The organism is Micromonospora sp. NPDC007220 (assembly GCF_040634035.1).
GTDB classification, from domain to species: domain Bacteria; phylum Actinomycetota; class Actinomycetes; order Mycobacteriales; family Micromonosporaceae; genus Micromonospora; species Micromonospora reichwaldensis.
Genome location: NZ_JBEYEU010000012.1, coordinates 149,249 through 169,540 on the forward strand (window position 1 = coordinate 149,249; position 20,292 = coordinate 169,540).

The window sequence follows — 20,292 nt, forward strand, 5'->3', positions numbered from 1 at the left end:
GCGGGTACGGTATCCGGCCGCGCCGGCGGCGGCGAGCCCAGGCGCGGGCGCCGGCCGTGCCCGTGCGGCACGGCCGGCGCCCAGCGGTCCCTGCTCCGTCAGTCGCGGCCCTGGTCGTGCGGCACGGTGACCGTCACGGTGCAGCCGACCGGGCGGCCGATCTCGTCGTGGCCCGCGTAGGTCAGGGAGTAGACCCTGTCCCCGCCGGCGCCGTCGCGTTCGGCCCGCAGCCGGCCGCTGGTGTCCGGGGTGCCGACGGTGAAGCCGCTGACGTCCGCGGCGTCGCCGCCGGTCACCGCCGTCAGGTTGAGCGCGTACGGGCCGAGCACCCCGTCGCGCAGGTCCGCCGTCACGGTGACGTCGACCATCTGGTGGTTCGGCGGCCACAGCACCGGCCGGTCCACCACGCAGTCCACCTCGCGGGTGGGCACCGGCCGGTCCAGGGTGGCGACGGCATGGCCGATCGTCGCGGTGAGCCGCCCGCCGGCCTCGTAGTACATGTGCGCGGTGCGCCCCTCGAAGTAGAACGTCGGCGCGGCAGAGCGCCCCAGGTCGGGCGCGGCGACCATCGAGTCGTGCACGACGCCGAGGTGGACCTCCCGGTCGAGGTCGTCGCCGACGTCCACGGCGTGCATGTTGCCGTCGGCCGCGTGGAAGATCACCAGGTTGCGGCCGTTCCAGCGCAGGAAGAACGGGCCGGAGGCGTTCGGGCCCTGGATGCCCTGCGGGGTGACGATCGGGTCGGGCTGGATCGTCCAGGTGCGCGCGTCCGGGGAGACCGCCCAGCGGATCCGCCGGGACACCGGCCCGGTCGGCCCGGGCGGCGCGGCGGTCGGGTTGTCCATGAAGAGCATCAGGTACCGGCTGCCCAGCCGCGGCACGGCGTGCTCGAACACCCGGGCGTAGGAGGTCTCCCCGCCGGTGCTGTCGTCGCGGCTGATCGCCGTCCCGCCGTAGTCGAAGTGGATGCCGTCCTCGGAGGTGGCGTACCGGGTGATCGAGTTCTCGCCGTGGAAGTAGAGGAACAGCTTGCGCTCCCCCTCCACCCAGATGGCGTGCGGGGAGGAGATGTGGCTGACCGTGGAGTAGTGGGGCAGCCAGGTGTTGCCGATCAACGGGTTGGCCCGGTACTCGGTCCACGGACCGTTGATCGAGTCCGCGTACGCCAGGGCGATCCCGCCGGGCCGCTCGTGGGGCGCGTAGTACAGGTAGTAGGTGCCCAGCGGGTTGGGGAAGTAGTCGGCGGCCCGGATGACGCTCGGGAAGATGAACTCGTTCGTCGGGTTGTAGGTCAGGGCGCTCTTGTCGAACGCGGTGCCCGCGTAGGTGAAGCGCGGGAAGTCGAGGGCCGGATCGGCGGCGGCCGGAGCCGCACCGGCCAGCGCGGTCACCAGCATGCCCGCGCCGGCTGCCGCCACGGCGGCGCGACCGGGCACTCGGACGGGTGCTTTCGTCATCGCTGTTCCTGCTCTGTCGGGGGATGGTGGGGCTCCCCCACCGCCCGGGCGGGCCGTCGGCGTACGGGGCCGTCGACGGAGGAGCCCAGGAGGTGGGGACGGGTACGCCGGTGACGACTGTGGACGCCGCGCAGCACGCCGCGGGGCGGCACGAAGTCACGCTGCGTGAGACGGTCGGCCACCGCGAGGGTGAGCAGGCCGCCCGAGTCAGGTGCTAATACGTATTACCATCAATCCTTCTCGAATGCTGCTCGACCCGGGCGGGTCTTGTCAAGAGGCCGGCCGCCGGCCTCGGCGGGACGGCCCGCCGGCTCCGTCGGGAGCCGGCCGGCCGCGAACGCGGGGTGGACCGCTCGGAGCTAATCCGCATTACTCCAGGGACTTCATCTCCAAGAAATCTCTCCGTCCCCCTCTTGACACAAACCCGGTCGGCCCGCCAGGCTCCTCCCCAACGCCGAGCGCTAATACGCATTAGCCGCACCGGAAGGACCTGTGGTGCCCTCTACACCCCGACGCGTCACGCAGCGTGACATCGCGCGGCTGGCTGGCGTCAGTCAGGCGACCGTGTCGCTGGTGCTCAACAACCGGGCCGACGCCGACGTCCGCATCGCGCCCGAGACCCGCGACCGCGTGCTGCGGACCATCGCGGAGACCGGGTACGCCGCCGACCCCGTGGCCCGCCGGCTCGCCGCACGGTTCAACCGGATCATCGGCGTCTTCACCTACGAGCCCGCCTTCCCCAGCGGCAGCCGCGACTTCTTCCACCCCTTCCTGCTGGGCATCGAGGAGTACGCGGAACGGGCCGGCTGCGACCTGCTGCTGTTCACCAGCGCCCCGGTGGTCGACGGTCGGCGCCGCATCTTCCACCAGGACAACCGGCTCCGCCTCGCCGACGGCTGCATCCTGCTCGGCCGGGAGATCGACGCCGCGGAGCTGCACCGGCTCAACCGCGACGGCTTCCCGTACGTCGCCGTCGGCCGTCGCGACGACGCCGGCGGCCCGGTGCCGTACGTCGGTGCCGACTACGCGACGGCGGTGGGCGAGCTGGTCGCCCTGGCCCTCGCCCGCGGTCACCGGCGCCTGGCCTACCTGAACACGGACCTGACCGCGGAGTCCTCGGCGGACCGGCGGCGCGGGTTCGTCGCGGCCGCGACGGCCGCGGAGAGCGCCCGCCACCTGACGACCGTCGCCCGGGACGCCGAGGTCATCCTCGACGACCTGCTGGCCGACGGGACCACGGTGGCCTTCGTCGAGGACTTCGCCACCGCCGTGGCGCTGGAGCTGGCCAGCCGGCGGCGCGGCCTGGGCGTGCCCGGCGACCTGTCGATCCTGACGCTCGGCGACCCGACGGTCCCGGTTCCCACCGACCTCGCGTTCACCGGATTCCGCATCCCCCGCGAGGAGATGGGCCGGCAGTCGGTCGAGGTGCTCGCCAGCGTCATCGACGGCAGCGCCGTCGGCGTCCAGCAGCGGCTCCTGCCCTGCGAACTCGTCGAGGGCGACACCCTCGGCACCCCTGATCGGCGGTCCACCGCAGCTGAGCGGTGACCGTGCAACCCGGAAGGAAGCAAGTGGTACAGATGCGTGCGGACGTCCTCGTCGTCGGGGGCGGGCTGGGCGGGGTGGCGGCGGCGCTCGCCGCGGCCCGGGCCGGCCGGTCGGTCATCCTGACCGAGGAGTTCGACTGGCTCGGCGGGCAGCTCACCAGCCAGGCCGTCCCGCCGGACGAGCACTCCTGGATCGAACAGTTCGGAGCCACCGCGAGCTACCGGGCCCTGCGCACCGGGATCCGTGACTACTACCGCCGGCACTACCCGCTCACCGAGCGGTCGCGGGCCTGGACCGACCTCAACCCGGGAGCCGGCTGGGTGAGCCGGGTCTGCCACGAGCCCCGGGTGGCCGTCGCCGTCATCGAGCAGATGCTGGCGCCGTTCCTCGGCTCCGGCCGGCTGACGGTGCTCCAGCCGTACCGGCCGGTCGCCGCGGAGACCGACGGGGACCGGGTGGTCGGGGTGACCGTCGCGCACCGCGACCGGGACGAGCGGATCGACCTCGTCGCGCCGTACATCCTGGACGCGACGGAGACCGGCGAGCTGCTGCCGCTGACCGGCACCGAGTACGTCACCGGCTTCGAGTCGCAGGCCGACACCGGCGAGCCCAGCGCGCCGGCCGAGGCGCAGCCGATGAACATGCAGGCCGTCTCCGTCTGCTTCGCGCTCGACCACGTCGACGGCGACCACACCATCGAGCGGCCGGCGAACTACGACTTCTGGCGCGACTACAAGCCCGACTTCTGGGGCGACCGGCTGCTGTCCTGGCGGTCGCCGCACCCGCGCACCCTGGAGATCGTCGAGCGCAGCTTCACGCCCAACCCGGACGACGACCCGCTGGCCGTCAACGCCGACCAACGGCTCAACCCCGGCGACGGCAACCTCTGGACGTTCCGGCGCATCGCCGCCCGGCGCAACTTCACCGACGGCGCGTACGACAGCGACATCACGCTGGTGAACTGGCCGATGATCGACTACTTCGAGAGTCCGGTCATCGACGTGCCGAACGCGTCGTGGCACCTGAGCAAGGCCCGCGAGCTGTCGTACTCGGTGCTCTACTGGATGCAGACCGAGGCGCCCCGGCCGGACGGCGGGACCGGCTTCCCCGGCCTGCGCCTGCGCGGCGACGTGACCGGCAGCCGCGACGGCCTGGCGCAGGCGCCCTACATCCGGGAGTCGCGCCGCATCCGGGCCGAGTACACGGTCGTCGAGCAGGACCTGTCGCTGGCCGTACGCGGCGAGCACGGCGCGGTCGCCTACCCGGACTCGATCGGCGTCGGGATGTACCGCATCGACCTGCACCCCTCCACCGGTGGCGACAACTACATCGACGTCGGGTCGTGCCCGTTCGAGATCCCGTTGGGCGCGCTGATCCCGCAGCGGGTCGAGAACCTGCTCCCGGCCGGCAAGAACATCGGCACCACCCACATCACCAACGGCAGCTACCGGCTGCACCCGGTCGAGTGGAACGTCGGCGAGGTCGCCGGCCTGCTCGCCGACTTCTGTCTGGCCCGGGGCGAGTCCCCGCGCGCGGTCCGCGGCACCCCCCGCCTGCTGGCCGACTTCCAGGACCGCCTCTCGGCGGCCGGCGTGGAGATGCGCTGGCCCCAGGTCGCGGGCTACTGAACACCCCCGAAGAGGAGAAGATCATGAGATTGGGAAAGGCTGTGCGCGGTGTCGCGGCGACACTGGCCGGCGTCCTCGCGCTGTCCGCCTGCGGCGGCGGTGACGAGGCCGCGGACAAGGGTCCCGCCAACCTGCGGATGACCGTCTGGTCCGCCAACGAGGCGCACCTCAAGCTGTTCAACGAGATCGCCGACGAGTACCGCAAGAGCCACCCGGACGTCGCGTCCATCAAGTTCGACCCGCTGCCGTTCGAGAACTACACCACGACGCTGACCACCCAGATCGCCGGCGGCAACGCGCCCGATCTGGCCTGGGTGTTCGAGAACTCGGCCCCCGACTTCGTCGCCTCCGGCGCGCTGCTGCCGCTGGACGAGAAGCTCAAGAAGGCCGAGGGCTACCAGTACGACGACATCTCCCCCGCCACCCTCAAGCTCTGGCAGGACGGGGGCAAGCTGTACGCGTACCCGTTCTCCACCTCGCCGTTCGGCGTCTTCGTCAACACCGACATGCTCAAGAAGGCCGGGCAGAAGACCCCGGCCGAGCTGATCGCCGCCGGGCAGTGGAACTGGGACAACGCGCTGGCCGCGGCCGGTGCCACCGCCGCGTCGAGCGGCAAGGCCGGCCTGGTGATCCGCGACTTCGACTACAAGGGCTGGGACAACCTGTCGACCCTCTGGACCGGTTGGGGCGCCCAGGCGTGGAGCGAGGACGGCAAGTCCTGCGGCTTCGCCGCCCCGGAGATGGTCGAGGCGATGACCACCCTGCACAAGGCGATCTTCACCGGCAAGGCGCTGCCCGGCCCGGGTACGACCGCCGACTTCTTCGCCGGTGACGCCGCCATGACGGTCACCCAGATCTCCCGCGCCTCGCTGCTGAAGCCGGACGGCTTCGGCTGGGACCTGGTGCCGCTGCCGGCCGGGCCGAAGGGCAACTACTCGGTGGTCGGCCAGGCCGGCGTCGGCGTGATGAAGAAGAGCAAGAACGCGGACGCGGCGGCGGACTTCCTCGCCTTCCTGACGAACCCCACCAACTCGGCCAAGCTGGCCCAGTTCTTCCCGCCGCCGCGCCAGTCGCAGCTCACCGCGGAGACGCTGGCCAAGACGAACCCGACGCTCAAGCCCGAGCAGTTGCAGAAGGTCGTCATCGACGGCATCACCAACGGCGTGGTCAAGCCCAGTCACGCCGGGCAGGCCGAGCTGAGCCAGCAGGTGCGCGCCGGGCTCGACCCGCTCTGGAAGGCCGACGCGGACGTCAAGGCCGTCCTCGAGGGTGTCTGCACCAAGATCCAGCCGCTGCTGGCGAAGTAGGGCAGCCTGACCATGTCCCAGACGGACACGACGGTGGGCGGGGTCGAGGCCCCGCCCACCCGGGACCGGTCGCGGCCGTACTGGACCAGCCGCCGCCGTGACCAGCTCACCGGTTACCTGTTCATCGCTCCCCAACTGCTCGGCAGCCTCGTCTTCGTGATCCTGCCGCTGATCCTGGTGGTCTGGTACAGCCTGCACGAGTGGAACGTGCTGGCCGGCACGTTCGAGTTCGTCGGCACCGAGAACTACGCGAACCTCGCCGACGACACCAACCTCGGCTCGGTGCTGCGGGCCACCGGTCTGTTCTCGGTCGGGCTGGTGGTGTTCAACCTCGGCCTGGCCCTGCTGCTCGCCGTACTGCTCAACCAGAAGCTGCGCGGGACGATCGTGTTCCGCACCCTGTTCTTCTCCCCCGTGGTCGTCTCGCTGGTCGCCTGGACCATCGTGTGGGGGTTCCTGCTGCAGGACAACGGCGGCGTGAACGGCCTGCTCGACACGGTCGGCGTGGACGGGCCGAACTGGCTGCGCGGTGAGGGCACCGCCATGTTCTCGGTCGTCGTGGTGCAGGTGTTCAAGAACGTCGGCCTGAACATGGTGCTCTTCCTGGCCGCCCTCCAGGGCGTGCCGGCCGAGCTGTACGAGGCCGCCGAGGTGGACGGGGCCAGTCGGCTGCGCCAGTTCTGGCGGATCACCGTGCCGATGATCAGCCCGACCATCCTGCTCACGTCGATCATCACGGTGGTCGGCTCGTTGCAGGTCTTCGCGCAGATCGCGGTGCTCACCCAGGGCGGCCCCGGCACCTCGACCACGGTGCTCGTCTACTACCTGTACCAGCAGGCGTTCCAGTTCCACCACTTCGGCTACGGCGCCACGCTGTCGATCGTGCTGTTCGTCATCGTGCTCGCGCTCACCGTGCTGCAGTGGCAGATGCGTAAGAGGTGGGTCCACCATGAATCGTGACCTGTCGCCCCGGACCAAGCTGGTGCTCTACGGGGTGCTGCTGGTCCTGGCGATCCCGTTCGTCTTCCCGACCTGGTGGATGGTCACCTCCTCGCTGAAGCCGATCGCCGACATCTTCAGCTTCCCGCCGCAGCTCCTGCCGACGAGCCCGAAGCTGGACGCCTACCAGCGGGTGTTCGAGTTGCAGCCGTTCGGCCAGCAGTACCTGAACAGCCTCTACATCGCGCTGGTGGTCACCGTCGGCACCCTGGCGGTGGCGGCGCTGTCCGGGTACGCCTTCGCCCGGATCCGCTTCCGTGGCCAGAACGTGCTCTTCCTGGTGATCCTCGCCGGCCTGCTCATCCCGAGCGAGGTGACGATCGTGCCGCTGTTCCAGATGTTCTTCAAGCTGGGCCTGGTCGACACCCACTGGCCGCTGATCCTGGTGCCGATCCTCGGCGCGCCGAGCGTGCTGGCGACCTTCATCATGCGGCAGTTCTTCATCAGCCTCCCCGGCGAGTTGGAGGAGGCGGCCCGGGTGGACGGGCTGGGGCGGTTCGCCACCTTCTGGAAGATCGCCCTGCCGCTGTCCCGGCCCGCGCTGGGCGCGGTCGCCATCTTCACCTTCCTGCACAGCTGGAACCTCTACCTGGAACCGATCGTGTTCCTCTCCTCGCCGGAGAAGTTCACCCTGCCGCAGGCGCTCACCCAGTTCGTCGACGCCTACGGCGGCCCGATGTGGAACGTCCAGCTCGCCGCGGCGTCGATGACCGCGCTGCCGGTCCTGGTGGTCTTCGTCATCGCGCAGAAGCAGTTCGTCGAGGGCCTGGCGCACACCGGGCTCAAGGGATGACGGTGCCGGCGGCCCTGGTGGGCCTCGACATCGGCGGCACCAAGACGGCGGCGGCGCTGGTCGGACCCGACGGGCAGGTGCTCGGGCGTCGCCTGGCACCCACTCCTGCCGGGTCGGGGCCGGCGGCCGTGCTGGACACCGCCGCGCGGCTCGTCCGGGAGCTGCTCGACGCGGGCGGCGCCGGCCCGGTCGGCGTGGGCACGGCCGGCACGGTCGATCCGGCCACCGGCACCATCCGGTACGCCACCGACAGCCTGCCCGGCTGGGCCGGCACGCCGGTCGCCGACGAGTTGGCCGCGCGGCTGGCCCGGCCGGTCCGGGTCACCAACGACGTGAACGCCGCCGCGCTCGGCGAGAGCTGGGTCGGCGCGGGCCGGGACCGGCGGGACCTGGTGCTGGTCGCGGTCGGCACGGGCCTGGGCGGCGCGATGCTCCAGCACGGTCGGATCTCCACCGGCGCCCGGGGCGGCGCCGGCGAGGTGGGGCACCTCCCGGCTCCCGGCGCCGAGCGGCTGCGCTGCGGGTGCGGCCGGTACGGGCACCTGGAGGGCATCGCCTCGGGCACGGGACTGTCCGGCGCGTACGCCCTCGAGACCGGTGTGCGGATCACCGGGCGGGCCGTGGCCGAGCGGGCGGCGGCCGGTGAACCGGTCGCCCGGGAGGTGGTGGACCGCGCCGCCACGGCCCTCGGCCGGGCGCTCGCGGGGCTGGTCGCCCTGCTCGATCCGCAGGCGGTGGTGCTCGCGGGCGGGGCGGCCGACGCCCTGTTCCCCGTCGCCCGCGCCGCCTTCACCGCCGAACTTCCCGCGGCCTGGGCGGACGTGTCCCTGCTCCCGGCGGCGCTCGGCGCGGACGCGGTCGTCGTGGGCGCCGCCCGACTGGCGGGCCCCGGCCGGCAGGCGGCCGGCAGCTCCGCCGTGATCACCGACGAGAGGACGAGAACGTGAGTGTGTTCGACGAGCTGGCCGGCGGCCTCGTGGTCTCCTGCCAGCCGGTGCTCGACGATCCCGACGACCCGATGCGCGACCCGTACGTGCAGGCCCGGGTGGCCGCGGCGGTGGTACGGGGCGGCGCGGTCGCCGTCCGGGCCAACGGCACCGCCGACGTCCGGGCCATCCGCGCCGCCGTCGACGTGCCGGTCATCGGGCTGCACAAGCAGGGCGTCGAAGGGGTCTTCATCACCCCGACGGCGGCGCACGCGCTCGACGTGGCCGCGGCCGGGGCGCACATCGTCGCCGTCGACGCCACCGACCGTCCCCGTCCGGACGGGCGCAGCTTCGCCGACACCGTCCGGGCGGTCCGGGAGCGGAGCGACGCGCTGGTCCTCGCCGACGTCTCCACCGTCGAGGAGGGCGTGGCCGCCGTGCGGGCCGGTGCGGACGCCGTCGCGACCACCCTCTCCGGCTACACCCCGGCCAGCCCGCCGACCGACGGACCGGACCTGACGCTGGTGGCCCGGCTCGCCGACCTGCTGGCGGTGCCGGTGATCGCCGAGGGCCGCTACCGCAGCGCCGAGCAGATCGGGCAGGCGTTCGCGGCGGGCGCCCACTCGGTGGTGATGGGCAACGCGGTCACCTCGCCGCTGTGGCTCACCCGTCGCCTGGTGCCGGCCACCCCGGCGGGCGCCCGACTCACCTGACGGCGCGGGGGCGGGTGCGCCGCGGCGCCGCGGCGGTGGTCCCGGGCACGACGGCGCAGGGCAGGCTGCGTTGCAGGGCGTCGGCGCCCGGCGCGGGACCGACCAGCTGTTCGAAGAGCAGTCGCACCGCCCCCGCGCCCATCTGCTCGCGGGGGATCCGGAAACCGGTCCAGTCGATGTCGCCGGGACTGCCGTCCTCGGCGTCGCCGAGCTGGGCCAGTGACAGGTCGCCGGGAACGGACATCCCCCGGGCCAGCGCCGCCGCCCGGATCTGCGGGGCCAACCCGGACGGCCAGACGACCGCCGCGGTGAGCCCGTTGTCGTCGAGCAGGTCGAGTGCCTCGCCGCCGGTCAACCCGGCGCCGTCCAGCACGACCGGACGGCTGCGGGCGGCGCGTACCGCCTGCTGGTAGCCCTGCGCACGGTCGGCCGACGGCTCGTCGCGGCGGAGGTCGCCGAGGAAGCCGACCCGTTCGTGGCCGAGGGCGAACAGCCGCTCGACCACCTCGCGGGTGGCGGTCACGTAGTCGGCGCCGACGTACGGCACGATGCCGGCGTCGGACTCCCGTCGGCCGATGAAGGCGAACGGGAAGTCGCGGCCGAGCAGGTCCGCCAGGTCACGCTTGTCGTCGTGGCGGCCGAGCAGGACGCAGCCGTCGGCGACGCCGAGCCGGCGGGAACCGTCGCCGAGCAGGCGCCGCCCCTGCCGGGACGGGGTGCTGGTGAAGAAGAGCAGGTCGCAGTCGAGCTCCTCGGCCTGCGCCTCGACCCCCACCAGGAACGGGTGGTAGAAGTCCCGGCTGTCGCGCGGGAAGACCGGCTCGTAGGTGAAGACGCCGATGATCCGGGTGCGTCCCCCGGCCAGGCGTTGGGCGGCCGGGTTCGCGACGTACCCGGTCATCCGGATGGCGTCGAGCACGCGTTGACGGGTCTGCTCACCGACGCGTCGGCGACCCGTGTCGCCCTCCTTGAGGATCAGTGACACGGTCGCCTGGCTGACCCCGGCGAGCCGGGCGACGTCGGCCTGGGTGGCCCGGCCGTTGGTGCCTGGCATCGTCGTCACCTCCGTGTCCCGGCCGCTCGCCGGGGGCCCGCTCCCGCGCCGTCGCCCCGGCTGGTCATGCGCATGACCACACGATCGCACACGGCGACGTCTCGGGAGCGGGCTGCCGTGAATGATCAGCCCACCGGTCGCCGTAAGTCAATGTTACGCGGGGGTTTCATATTCTGGCGGCCCGGCTCTTGACAGCTCGGGCCAGCGGAAACATTCTGGTTATGCGCATGACCACATGGTCGCCGACCGGTCCCGACAGGGGCAGGAAAGGCGTCCCGATGATCCAAGCTCCACCCCGGCGGGCAGCCGGCCGCCGACCCCCAGCGGGCCGGGCACGGGTCGGCATGCTGGCCGGTTCCCTCCTCCTGGCCGCCACGGCCGTGGCGCCGGCCGTCGCCGCCCCGCCGGCGGCAGCCCCCACCCCACCGGCCGCCTCGGCCTCCGTCTACCGGAGCATGCCGACCGACCCGACCGCGGTCGTCCTCGGCAGCGCACGGTTCCCGGTGCACGGCGACGGCGTCGGTGACGACACGGCCTCGGTGCAGGCCGCCATCGACGAGGCCTCCCGCCGGGGCGGCGAGAACTGGCTGGGCAACATCGTCGGCGGGGCACGCAACGTCACCGTCGGCGACGGCGGCGGCGTGGTCTTCGTGCCGGAAGGGCGTTACCGCCTCTCCCGGCAGGTGGACCTGCACGCCTCGGTGCGCCTGATCGGGTTCGGCGCCGCGCGGCCCGAGTTCGTCCTCGCCGAGTCCACCCCCGGCTTCCAGGACGGCAACCAGTCCTTCCTCTTCGCCGCGCTGCGCCGGCCCTTCCAGCCCGGCGCGGCCCGCAGCTTCGGCAACAACGACACCTTCGGCACCGGCCTGGTCAACCTGGACATCCGGATCGAGCCCGGCAACCCCGCCGCGGTGGCCGTACGCTTCAGCGGCGCCCAGATGTTCGTCCTCCAGGACCTCGACATCCACGTGGGTACGGGATACGCCGGGATCGACCACAACGCCAACCTGATCCAACGGGTCAACGTCTACGGCGGCACGGTCGGCATGCTGGCCTTCGCCGCCTCGCCCGGCTGGCAGACCACGCTGCTGGACACCACCTTCACCGGTCAACGCGAGGCGGCCGTCAAGCTGCACACGGACAGCAAGCTGAGCCTGATCCGCAACCGCTTCGCCGACTCGCCGGCCGGCATCGTCGCCACCCCGAACCAGACCCAGCGCCTCTACGTGCAGGACTCGGTCTTCGAGAACATCAGCGGGGCGGCGATCACCCTCAACGACAGCGAGTCCGTCGCGGGCGGCGGCGAGCCGGAACTCGTCCGCGCCCAGAACCAGCTCAACATGGTCGACACCGGGGTCACCGGCACCGGTGCGCTGCTGACCACCGTGCCCAGCGGACGCACCTGGGTCGGCCCCGGCCCGTCGTACCTGGTGCGCGACGCCACGCTCGGACTCCGGGTCGACGACGCGCTGAGCGACACCGAACGGCGTACCGACGGCGTCCTGGTCTCCGCGACACCGGCCGCGCCGCCGAGCTTCGCCCGGCTGCTGCGCACCGACGCGCCCCTGCCACCGGCCACCGGCGGCTGGGTCAACGTGGTCGAGTACGCCGCCGCCAGGGGCGTCACGGTCGGCAGCGGCACCAGCGACGACCACGCCATCTTCCAGCGGGCCCTCGACGAGCACGACACCGTCTACGTGCCGATGGGGCAGTACCTGATCGGGAACACCCTGCGGCTGCGGCCACAGAACAACCTGATCGGCCTGCATCCCCGCCAGACCTGGCTGAAGCTGCCGGAGCGCGCCGCCGGATTCACCGACCCGCAGCGGCCCAAGGCGATGGTCCAGACCCCGCTCGGCGGGCGGAACCAGGTCACCGGCCTCGGCCTGGACTCCGCGCAGCAGACCGCGGGCTCGGTGCACGTGCACTGGCGCTCCGGTGAGCGCAGCTACCTCGCCGACATCGCCACCCAGTTCGTGAAGTGGCACCCGGAGCAGACCGCGCCCGGCGACCCCGGCGCCGGTGATCCCGGCTACCAGTACCGGGGCCGGCACAGGTACAGCTTCTGGGTGCAGGGCGGCGGCGGGACCTTCGCCAACATCTGGAGCGTCGCCGGCTGGGCCGACAACGGGTTCCTCGTCGAGGACACCTCGGTGCGCGGCCGAATGTACGAGGTCTCCGTCGAGCACCACGAGCACCGCGAGGTCGTGCTGCGCCGCGTCCGCAACTGGCAGCTGCACGCGCTGCAGACCGAGGACCACATCTACGGCTGGCGGTCCCAGGCCGTCGAGCTGGACGACGTGCACGACGTCCTGTTCGGCAACACGGTCTTCTTCCGGGTGGCCACCGTGCAGGGCCCGTACCCGTACGCGGTGGGACTGCGCGACAGCAGCGGCATCGTGATCCGGGGCACCCGGGGCTACCGGCCGGACAACGTGGCCAACACCCGGTGGGGCGCCACCGTCGCCGACGTGACGACCGGCCGGACCGTGCCCGAGATCGAGGTGGCGTACCTGGGGGTCGGGGTGACCGGCAGGAAGGCCGACCCGGCCGGCGCCCACGTCGCGCTGGACACGCCGGAGATCCGGGTGCTGCCCGGTCGGGCCGGGAGCGCCGTGCTGCGGGTACGCAACGACGGCCCCGGCCCGCTCACCGCCCTGACGGTCGGCGTCGACGCGCCGCCCGGCTGGCAGGTGCGGGCGCGGCCGGAGACCACCCGGCTGCCCGCGGGCGCCACCACGCCGGTCGCGGTGAGCGTGCAGGTCCCCGCCGACGCGGTGACCGACGGCACGGTCCGGCTGACCGTCGCGTTCACCCGGGCCAACCACCGGCAGGAGATCACGCAGACCCTGCGGGTGGGCGTGGCCGGGGAGAACCTCGCCCGGGGCGCCGCGGTGCAGGCGAGTTCGGTGCTCTCCGGCAACGTCGCCGCCCACGCGGTGGACGGTGACCGGACGGGTGCCCGCTGGATCTCCGGCTCGGCCGACCCGGCACCCGCGCTCACCCTGGATCTCGGTGGGCCGGCGGAGCTCCAGCGGCTCGACCTCTACAGCGGGGTGGCCGGCTCGGAGAGCCTGCGGGTGCGGGCGTTCCGGGTGGAGGCCCTGGTCGACGGGGCCTGGACGACCATCGGTTCGGCCGGGGCGAACACCGCAAACCCGGCCCGGGTCGACCTCGCCGGCGCGCCGACCGGCATCCGACAGGTCCGGCTCGTGTTCACCGAGCCCAGCCCGACCGACGGGCTGGCCCGGGTCTTCGAGGTGGAGATCCACGGCCTCCGCTGACGCTCAGGGAACGGGCCCGGGGCAGCAGACCGTCAGCGCCCCGGGCACCACCCGCACCTTGAGCTTCGTGACCTCTCCCCGGGCGCCGCCGTCCAGCTCGTACGTGCGGGGCGCGGCGAGCCGGACCTTGATCTTGCGGCCCCGGGTGATCCGCACGAACGGCGACTCCTCCGAGCGGCCGGCGGCCATCCGGCCGAGGGTGCGCGCCCAGTCCACCGCGCCGTCGGCGGTCGACACGCCGATCTCCAGGCAGCCGTCGTCGGGGCGGGCGTCGTCGAACGCCGGGATGCCGCCGGTGATCGTGCCGACGTTGCCGAACAGCACGCAGCTCGCGTCGCCGTCGAACCACTCCGTGCCGTCGACGGTGATCCGCGTGCCGACCAGTTCGCCCCGGACGTGCCGCAGCCCCGTCCACATGTAGGCGAGGCGACCGAGCTTGCCCTTCAGCGTGCGGTCCGCCTCGCGGATCAGGTCGCCGTCGAAGCCGGCACCGGCCATCACGGCGAAGTGCTCGCCGTTGAGCCGGCCCAGGTCGAGGGAGCGGCGCCGGCCGTGCAGGCCGATGCGGACGGCCTCGGGGAGGTCCTCCGGTACGCCCAGGTTGGCGGCGAAGAGGTTGGCGGTGCCGGCGGGCAGGATCGCCATCGGGACGCCGGAGCCGGCGAGGGTGTCGGCGCAGCGCTGCACCATGCCGTCGCCGCCCCACACGAAGACCAGCTCGGCGCCCTTCTTCAGCGCCTTGCGGACCTTCTTCGGCGCCTTGCGGCTCTTCGGCACCTCGTACCAGACGAGGTCCTCGACGCCCGCGCCCGCCAGCTCCGCGCGCAGTTCGTCGAGGCCGCCGCCGAGGGTCTTCTTGCGGTGGGCGACGACCGCGACCGTGCCCACCCGGACGGCGGTCGCCGGCCCGTCGCCCAGCGTGCTGCTCGTGCCCATGACCGCCGTGGTACCCGGCCGGCGCGGTTTCCACGCCCCGACCGGCGGGGAGGGGCCGACGGTGCGGCGAGCTCCGTTCGACCACCGGCGCGGGTGTGGCCGGTCGGCGCGGCGCCTCGGCGTGCGCCCCGCCGACCGGCCCGCCGGCGCGGCGGCGGTACGGGCGAGGGGAACCGCCTCACCGCCGGGCCGGACGCCGCCCCCGGGTCGACACGAACTGGTACGACATCACGACGAACCCGGGGTCGCGCAGGAGCCGACGGAACGCCTCCAGCTGGCCGGGCGACACACCCGCCTCGATCAGCTCCGGCGCCAACTGCCGGGAGTTCGTCGCGTAGAGCGACGCGCCGAGTGAGCCACCGGGCCAGCTCTCGGAGTGGGTGACCGTGTCGACCTCGACCAGTCCCGCCGACGCGAGGTGGGCGTGCACGTCCTGCGCCCAGGCCAGGTCCGCGCCGTGGCTCTGCAGGACGCCGAGCATCGTGTCCGTCACGTGGGTGAAGAGCTTCGCCGCGTCGTCGCTCGGCGCGGTCAGCACGCGCAGCGGGGCCGTGCAGTCGAACTCCTCGACCACCAGCCACCCGCCCGGGGCCAGCGCGCCGGCCAGCGAGGCCAGTACGCGCCGCCGCTCCGGCAGGTGGAGCAGCACCAGCCGGGCGTGGATGAGGTCGAAGGCGTCGCCGGGCGGTGGCTCGCTGCGCACGTCGTGCCGACGGACGTCGAGGTTGGCCGCGGGGGCGAGGTGGGCGACGTCGATGTCGGTCGCCAGCACGCGCCCCGTCGGGCCGACCGCCTCGGCCATGCTCCGGGCGACTGAGCCCCCGCCGGCGCCGATCTCCCAGCACACGCCGCCCGGGGCGAGCACCGGGGCGCCGATCCGGGCCGCCGTGATCGGGTCCAGGAAGGACTCCAGCGCCCGCAGCTGGGGCACCGCCTCCGGTGAACCGTTGTCGAAGGTGTACTCGGTGTCACGGATGTCTGTCGGCATCGTCGCTCGTTCCTGTCGAAGTCGGTCGGGTCAGGTGCGCGGGATCGGCCCGGAACCGGGCACCGGTCGGGTAGCCGGCAGCTCCGCGACGGCGGCGACGCTGAGCATCGCCGCCAGGCGGCCCGGCTCGGCCCGGGCCTCGTCCGCCGGGCGGTCGTAGACCACCCGGCCGTACTCGAGCACCGCGATCCGGTCCGCGATCTCGACGGCGTGCTGGAGCTGCTGCTCGACGAGGAGCACGGCCAGCCCGGTCCTGGCCAGGGTGCCGACGAGGTCGCGTACCCGGGCGGCCAGGCCGGGCGCCAGCCCTTCGCACGGCTCGTCCAGCAGCAGCACCCGGGGCTGGCCGAGCAGCGCCCGGGCGATCGCCAGCATCTGCTGCTCGCCGCCGGAGAGCTGGTCGCCGCGATGGCGCAGCCGGGCCGCCAGCCGGGGCAACAGCTCCAGGACCCGCGCGACGGTCCACCCCTCGCCCGCCGGCGGCGCGGCACGCCACGGCACCGCCGCCAGGGCGAGGTGCTCGGCCACGGTCAACCGGGAGAAGACCCGCCGGCCCTGCGGAACGAGGCCCACCCCGCACCGGGCGATCCGGTGCGGCTGCCGGCCGGCGACCGGCACGCCGTCGACCTCGATCCGCCCCCCGCAGGGCCGCACCAACCCGGCGACGGCGTGCACGAGGGTGCTCTTGCCGGCGCCGTTGCGGCCCACCACCGCCTGCACGGCGCCGGCCGCCACGTCGAGGGTGACCTCGTGCAGCACGATCCCGCCGGCGTAGCCGGCGCAGAGCCGCTCCGTCCGCAGCATCACGACACCCCCTCCGCGTAGGCCTGCCGGACCGGACCCGACGCGCGGATCTCGGCCGGCGTCCCGGTGGCGACCGTCCGGCCGTCCCGGAGCACGGTCACCTGGTCGCAGAGCGCATACACCAGGTCCAGCCGGTGCTCGACCAGCAGCACCGCGACGGCGCGCGGCAGGGCCCGCAGGAACTCCACCAGCCGACCGACCTCGACGACGGACAGGCCGGCGGCCGGCTCGTCGAGCAGCAGCAGCCGCGGGCGACCCGCCAGGGCCATGGCGATCTCGAGTTGCCGCCGCTGCCCGTGGGCGAGCTGACCGGCGGGAGTCGCGCCCACGTCGCGCAGGCCCAGCCGTTCCAGCCACGCACCCGCCGTACGCTCGGCGGCGCACCGCCGCGCGCCGGGCCGCCACCGGCCGGGCCGCACCGCGTGGGGCAGCGCGGCGACCAGCACGTTCTCGGCGGCGGTCAGGCTCGACCACACGGCGGGACGCTGGTGGATCCGGCCGATGCCCCGCCGGGCCCGGGCGGCGGGGCCGAGCCGGGTGACGTCGCGGCCGGCGAGCAGCACCCGGCCGCCGCCCGCCGGGGTCGCCCCGCCGAGCACGTCGAGCAGCGTGCTCTTGCCGGCGCCGTTGGGCCCGATCAGAGCGTGCCGCTGGCCGTGGTCGATCCGCAGGTCGACCCCGTCCAGCGCGGCCAGCGAGCCGTAGCGGACCGTGACGCCCCGGGCGGACAGCAGCGGCGTCATGCGCGTGCCCCCGTCGGCGCCGGCCGTTCCTCGGCCGCAGGGCCCGCCGGCAGTCCCGGCAGGAGCCGGCCCCGCACGCCCGCCGGCCGGCGCCCGTCGCCGGGCAGCAGGTGGACGGTGACGACGAACGCCACCCCCAGCACCAGGGGCGCGTGCCCGGGGAGCACACCGAAGAGCCAGTCCCGGCCGGCGATCACGATCGCGGCGCCGACCAGGGCGCCGCCCACGGACGCGACGCCGCCGACCACCACCCCGAGCAGCAGCAGGGCGGAGGTGTCGAAGCCGAAGTCGGCCGGCGAGATGAACTGCTGGGCGACCACCAGCAGGGAGCCCGCGGCGCCCGCGACCGCCCCCGCGGCCACGTGCACGGCCGCCACGTGGGCCGACACCCGGTGGCCGCTGGCCCGCAGCCGCGCCTCGTCGTCCCGGCCGGCCCGCAGCAGCAGGCCGGCCCGGGTACGCAGGAAGAGCAGCACCGCGCCGACCAGCACGGCGACGACCGCCAGGGCGTACAGGTAGCGCGCCCGGTCGGTGGCCAGCACCGGCAGCCCCCACAGGGGACGCACCGGCGGCACCCCGGCGAGCCCGTCGGTGCCGCCGGTCACCGACCGCCAGCGCCCGACGACGGTCACCACGAGCTCGCCGATCGCCAGGGTGATCATCAGGACGATCACGCCGCGCGCGTACACCACGAGCGGGACGGTCGCCGCGGCCAGCGCCGCCCCGGCCGCCGCCGCGACGACCAGGTGCACCACCGCGACGTCGGAGAGGCGGCTGCCGACCACCGCGCTGGCGTACGCGCCCGCCGCGTACGGCGCGGTCTGTCCCAGGGTGGGCAGCCCCGCGACGCCGGTGAGCAGGGCGACGCTCACCCCCACCAGGCCCAGCGCGAGGGTACGGGCCAGCAGCGCCACGGTGTAGTCGTCGACCGCCCACGGCGCCAGCACCAGGCCGGCCAGGACGAGCACGGCGACGCCGCGCCGCAGCGCGCGTACCGCCTCGTCCCTCACGACATCCTCCGGCTCGTGGCCAGGCCCCGCGCCCGCACCGCGAGCACGGCGGCCATGGCGGCGAAGAGCAGGAACGGGGCGGCCGACGGGGCGAGCGCCACCCCGAGGGTCTGGATCTGCCCGACCGCCAGGGCCGCGAGCAGCGTGCCGGTCATCGACCCGAGCCCGCCGAGGACGACGACCACCAGCGACAGCAGCAGCACCGCGTCGGCGGTGTCCGGCCCCGGACCGATGATCGGCGCGCCGAGCACGCCCGCGGCGCCGGCCAGCGCCCCGGCGGCGGCGAGCACGCCGACGCGGATCCACGCCGGGTTCACGCCGAGGACGGCAACCATCTCGGCGTCGTCGACGGCCGCGCGGACCAGCATCCCGGCCCGGGTGCGGCGCACCGCGAGGTGGAGCAGGCCGGCGAGCACGGCCGCGACGACGATGAAGACCAGCCGGTACGCCGCGTAGCGGTGCCCGGCCACGACCACCGACCCGTCCAGCGCCGCCGGCACCCGCACCGGCGGGTCGTCCGGCCCGAACGCCGCCACGAGCAGGCTTCCCCCGGCCAGCGCCACCCCGAAGGTGAGCAGCGCCTGGGTGAGATGGCTGCGCGCGGCGAGCCGGGTGAGCAGGCCGGCGACCAGCGCGCCGGCGGCGGTGGCGGCGACGGTCCCGACGGCCAGCGCCAGCACCAGGCTCGGCCAGCCGCCGTCGAACAGCGCGGCGGCGGTGTACCCGCCGATCGCGTACAGGGTGCCGTGCGCCAGGTTCAGGATGCCGGCGACGCCGAAGCAGAACACCAGTCCCGCCGCGGCGACGAAGACCAGCAGCCCGTAGGCCACCCCGTCCAGGGCCGGGACCAGGTACGGGTCGATCCGGATGTCGACCGCCACGCCGTTCACCCGCCGACGGTGGCGAGGTCACCCACGACGGTGTTGGACAGCGCCCGGCCGTCCTGGCGCACCTGGCGCAGGTACCACTTCTGCACGGGCGCGTGCGTGCTCGGCGAGAACTGCCAGGTGCCGCGCGGGCTGGCGATCTGGCCCAGCTGGCCGATGGCCGCGTTGATGCTCTCCGGGCTCGGGTCGTCCCCGGCCGCCTCGATGGCCCGGTCCAGGACGGCCGCGGCGTCGTAGGAGGCCATGGCGTACGTGGTCGGGGAGCCGTCGTTCTTCGCCTTCCAGGCGGCCACGAAGGCGCGGTTCTCGGCGTTGTCCAGGTCCGGCGAGTAGTTCAGCACGGAGTAGACGTCGCGGGCGGCCTCGCCCTGGGCGTCGAGCACCCCGCCCTCGGTGAGGAACCCGGCGGCGTAGAGCGGCAGGTCGCTGATCTCCGACTGCGCGTACTGCTTGACGAAGTCGACGGCCGCGCTGCCCGCGTAGAACGTGTAGACGGCGTCGGCGCCGGAGGCCTTGATCCGGGCGAAGTACGGGGTGAAGTTGGTCGTCGTCGGGAACGGGGTGAAGGTGGTCTTGCCGTCGGCATTGGCGAGCCTGCCGCCCTCCTTGACGAAGGCGTCGGTGAAGCCGCGCAGCTCGTCCCAGCCGCCCTGGTAGTCCGGGCCGATGGCGTAGACGCTGCCCTCGACGTTGTCGCGCACGTGGCGGGCGATCGCCTCCCCGGGCTCGTCGGAGAGGTACGAGGTGTGCCAGATCCGGGACACGTCCTTCAGCTCCGGGCGACCGTTCGAGCCGACGAACGGCACCTTGGTCTCGTTGAGCAACGGATAGACGGCGGCCACGGAGCCACCGCCGACGATCCCGGTGAGCGCGGCCACCCGGTCCTGCTTGAGCAGTTTCGTCGCGGCGGGCACCGCGGTCGCGGCGCCGTTGCCCTCGTCGGCGACGACGAGTTCCACCTGTCGCCCGCCGAGCCTGCCATCGTGGGTGGCCAGGTAGAGCTCGAAGCCGGCGCGGATCTCCTTGCCGACCGCCTGGTAGGTGCCGGACAGCGACGCCAGCAGGCCGATCTTGATCGATCCGGCGGCGCCGGTGCCCCGCCCGCCGTCGGCACAGGCGGTCGCGGCGAGCAGGACGAGGGCGAGCAGGGCCGCGGTGCGGGCACGGCTGCGCCGGGGGATGGTCAGCGACATGTCTTCTCCAGGAGGGATGGGG

At 73.7% G+C, this 20,292-nt stretch carries 17 protein-coding genes; 8 read left to right on the plus strand and 9 right to left on the minus strand.

The features are described from left to right. Positions 1-98: 98 nt before the first annotated feature. Positions 99-1,457: a hypothetical protein gene (locus ABZ573_RS21415; RefSeq protein WP_151455490.1), complete on the minus strand. Its 1,359-nt coding sequence runs from the start codon at positions 1,455-1,457 to the stop codon at positions 99-101. Between the two features lie 495 nt (positions 1,458-1,952). On the opposite strand from ABZ573_RS21415, the gene ABZ573_RS21420 reads away from it, so the two are divergent. The 7 genes from ABZ573_RS21420 to ABZ573_RS21450 are packed head-to-tail and all read left to right on the plus strand — an operon-like array spanning position 1,953 to position 9,371. Beyond that, positions 1,953-3,005, plus strand: coding sequence for a LacI family DNA-binding transcriptional regulator (locus ABZ573_RS21420; RefSeq protein ID WP_151455491.1), 1,053 nt, complete (start codon positions 1,953-1,955; stop codon positions 3,003-3,005). Positions 3,006-3,037: 32 nt separating this feature from the next. After that, the gene (locus ABZ573_RS21425; protein WP_327028553.1) at positions 3,038-4,633 is read left to right on the plus strand and encodes an FAD-dependent oxidoreductase; all 1,596 of its coding nucleotides are present in this window, start codon (positions 3,038-3,040) and stop codon (positions 4,631-4,633) included. Positions 4,634-4,656: 23 nt separating this feature from the next. Continuing rightward, the gene (locus ABZ573_RS21430) at positions 4,657-5,940 is read left to right on the plus strand and encodes a sugar ABC transporter substrate-binding protein (RefSeq protein ID WP_151455079.1); all 1,284 of its coding nucleotides are present in this window, start codon (positions 4,657-4,659) and stop codon (positions 5,938-5,940) included. Between the two features lie 12 nt (positions 5,941-5,952). Continuing rightward, on the plus strand, positions 5,953-6,900 hold the full coding sequence (locus ABZ573_RS21435; protein ID WP_151455080.1) for a sugar ABC transporter permease: 948 nt from the start codon (positions 5,953-5,955) through the stop codon (positions 6,898-6,900). After that, complete coding sequence (locus ABZ573_RS21440; protein WP_151455081.1) at positions 6,890-7,732, plus strand: carbohydrate ABC transporter permease; 843 nt, start codon at positions 6,890-6,892, stop codon at positions 7,730-7,732. Before ABZ573_RS21435 ends, ABZ573_RS21440 begins: the two co-directional genes overlap by 11 nt. After that, on the plus strand, positions 7,729-8,679 hold the full coding sequence (locus ABZ573_RS21445) for an ROK family protein (protein ID WP_358120272.1): 951 nt from the start codon (positions 7,729-7,731) through the stop codon (positions 8,677-8,679). Before ABZ573_RS21440 ends, ABZ573_RS21445 begins: the two co-directional genes overlap by 4 nt. Then, positions 8,676-9,371, plus strand: coding sequence for a putative N-acetylmannosamine-6-phosphate 2-epimerase (locus ABZ573_RS21450; RefSeq protein ID WP_311411097.1), 696 nt, complete (start codon positions 8,676-8,678; stop codon positions 9,369-9,371). The genes ABZ573_RS21445 and ABZ573_RS21450 overlap by 4 nt, the downstream gene beginning before the upstream one ends. On the opposite strand, the gene ABZ573_RS21455 is transcribed toward ABZ573_RS21450, so the two are convergent. After that, positions 9,364-10,425, minus strand: coding sequence for a LacI family DNA-binding transcriptional regulator (locus ABZ573_RS21455; RefSeq protein ID WP_358120276.1), 1,062 nt, complete (start codon positions 10,423-10,425; stop codon positions 9,364-9,366). The genes ABZ573_RS21450 and ABZ573_RS21455 overlap by 8 nt on opposite strands. Positions 10,426-10,769: 344 nt before the next feature. Between ABZ573_RS21455 and ABZ573_RS21460 the strand changes: the two genes are divergently transcribed. Further along, positions 10,770-13,709: a glycosyl hydrolase family 28-related protein gene (locus tag ABZ573_RS21460; protein WP_358120279.1), complete on the plus strand. Its 2,940-nt coding sequence runs from the start codon at positions 10,770-10,772 to the stop codon at positions 13,707-13,709. Positions 13,710-13,712: 3 nt separating this feature from the next. Here ABZ573_RS21460 and ABZ573_RS21465 read toward each other — a convergent pair whose 3' ends face one another. The 7 genes from ABZ573_RS21465 to ABZ573_RS21495 form a co-directional block, all read right to left on the minus strand. Beyond that, on the minus strand, positions 13,713-14,645 hold the full coding sequence (locus ABZ573_RS21465; protein WP_358120282.1) for a diacylglycerol kinase family protein: 933 nt from the start codon (positions 14,643-14,645) through the stop codon (positions 13,713-13,715). Between the two features lie 178 nt (positions 14,646-14,823). Then, positions 14,824-15,633, minus strand: a complete 810-nt coding sequence (locus ABZ573_RS21470) for a methyltransferase domain-containing protein (protein ID WP_358120285.1) — start codon at positions 15,631-15,633, stop codon at positions 14,824-14,826. Positions 15,634-15,663: 30 nt separating this feature from the next. Beyond that, a complete protein-coding gene (locus ABZ573_RS21475) occupies positions 15,664-16,437 on the minus strand; it encodes an ABC transporter ATP-binding protein (protein ID WP_151455095.1) in 774 nt (257 codons plus the stop codon). Further along, positions 16,437-17,180: an ABC transporter ATP-binding protein gene (locus tag ABZ573_RS21480; RefSeq protein ID WP_358120288.1), complete on the minus strand. Its 744-nt coding sequence runs from the start codon at positions 17,178-17,180 to the stop codon at positions 16,437-16,439. Before ABZ573_RS21480 ends, ABZ573_RS21475 begins: the two co-directional genes overlap by 1 nt. Next, positions 17,177-18,190, minus strand: a complete 1,014-nt coding sequence (locus ABZ573_RS21485) for a branched-chain amino acid ABC transporter permease (protein WP_358120291.1) — start codon at positions 18,188-18,190, stop codon at positions 17,177-17,179. Before ABZ573_RS21485 ends, ABZ573_RS21480 begins: the two co-directional genes overlap by 4 nt. Continuing rightward, the gene (locus ABZ573_RS21490; protein ID WP_358120294.1) at positions 18,187-19,080 is read right to left on the minus strand and encodes a branched-chain amino acid ABC transporter permease; all 894 of its coding nucleotides are present in this window, start codon (positions 19,078-19,080) and stop codon (positions 18,187-18,189) included. Before ABZ573_RS21490 ends, ABZ573_RS21485 begins: the two co-directional genes overlap by 4 nt. Continuing rightward, positions 19,077-20,270: an ABC transporter substrate-binding protein gene (locus ABZ573_RS21495; protein WP_327028562.1), complete on the minus strand. Its 1,194-nt coding sequence runs from the start codon at positions 20,268-20,270 to the stop codon at positions 19,077-19,079. The genes ABZ573_RS21490 and ABZ573_RS21495 overlap by 4 nt, the downstream gene beginning before the upstream one ends. Positions 20,271-20,292: the final 22 nt, after the last annotated feature.

What these genes read in the sequence shown, in the direction of transcription:
- ABZ573_RS21455 (WP_358120276.1), bottom strand. Translation starts at nt 10,425, where the DNA reads ATGCCAGGCACCAACGGCCGGGCCACCCAGGCCGACGTCGCCCGGCTC.
- ABZ573_RS21440 (WP_151455081.1), top strand. Translation starts at nt 6,890, where the DNA reads ATGAATCGTGACCTGTCGCCCCGGACCAAGCTGGTGCTCTACGGGGTG.
- ABZ573_RS21430 (WP_151455079.1), top strand. Translation starts at nt 4,657, where the DNA reads ATGAGATTGGGAAAGGCTGTGCGCGGTGTCGCGGCGACACTGGCCGGC.
- ABZ573_RS21435 (WP_151455080.1), top strand. Translation starts at nt 5,953, where the DNA reads ATGTCCCAGACGGACACGACGGTGGGCGGGGTCGAGGCCCCGCCCACC.
- ABZ573_RS21480 (WP_358120288.1), bottom strand. Translation starts at nt 17,180, where the DNA reads ATGACGCCGCTGCTGTCCGCCCGGGGCGTCACGGTCCGCTACGGCTCG.
- ABZ573_RS21425 (WP_327028553.1), top strand. Translation starts at nt 3,038, where the DNA reads ATGCGTGCGGACGTCCTCGTCGTCGGGGGCGGGCTGGGCGGGGTGGCG.
- ABZ573_RS21460 (WP_358120279.1), top strand. Translation starts at nt 10,770, where the DNA reads ATGCTGGCCGGTTCCCTCCTCCTGGCCGCCACGGCCGTGGCGCCGGCC.
- ABZ573_RS21495 (WP_327028562.1), bottom strand. Translation starts at nt 20,270, where the DNA reads ATGTCGCTGACCATCCCCCGGCGCAGCCGTGCCCGCACCGCGGCCCTG.
- ABZ573_RS21465 (WP_358120282.1), bottom strand. Translation starts at nt 14,645, where the DNA reads ATGGGCACGAGCAGCACGCTGGGCGACGGGCCGGCGACCGCCGTCCGG.
- ABZ573_RS21415 (WP_151455490.1), bottom strand. Translation starts at nt 1,457, where the DNA reads ATGACGAAAGCACCCGTCCGAGTGCCCGGTCGCGCCGCCGTGGCGGCA.
- ABZ573_RS21470 (WP_358120285.1), bottom strand. Translation starts at nt 15,633, where the DNA reads ATGCCGACAGACATCCGTGACACCGAGTACACCTTCGACAACGGTTCA.
- ABZ573_RS21445 (WP_358120272.1), top strand. Translation starts at nt 7,729, where the DNA reads ATGACGGTGCCGGCGGCCCTGGTGGGCCTCGACATCGGCGGCACCAAG.
- ABZ573_RS21475 (WP_151455095.1), bottom strand. Translation starts at nt 16,437, where the DNA reads ATGCTGCGGACGGAGCGGCTCTGCGCCGGCTACGCCGGCGGGATCGTG.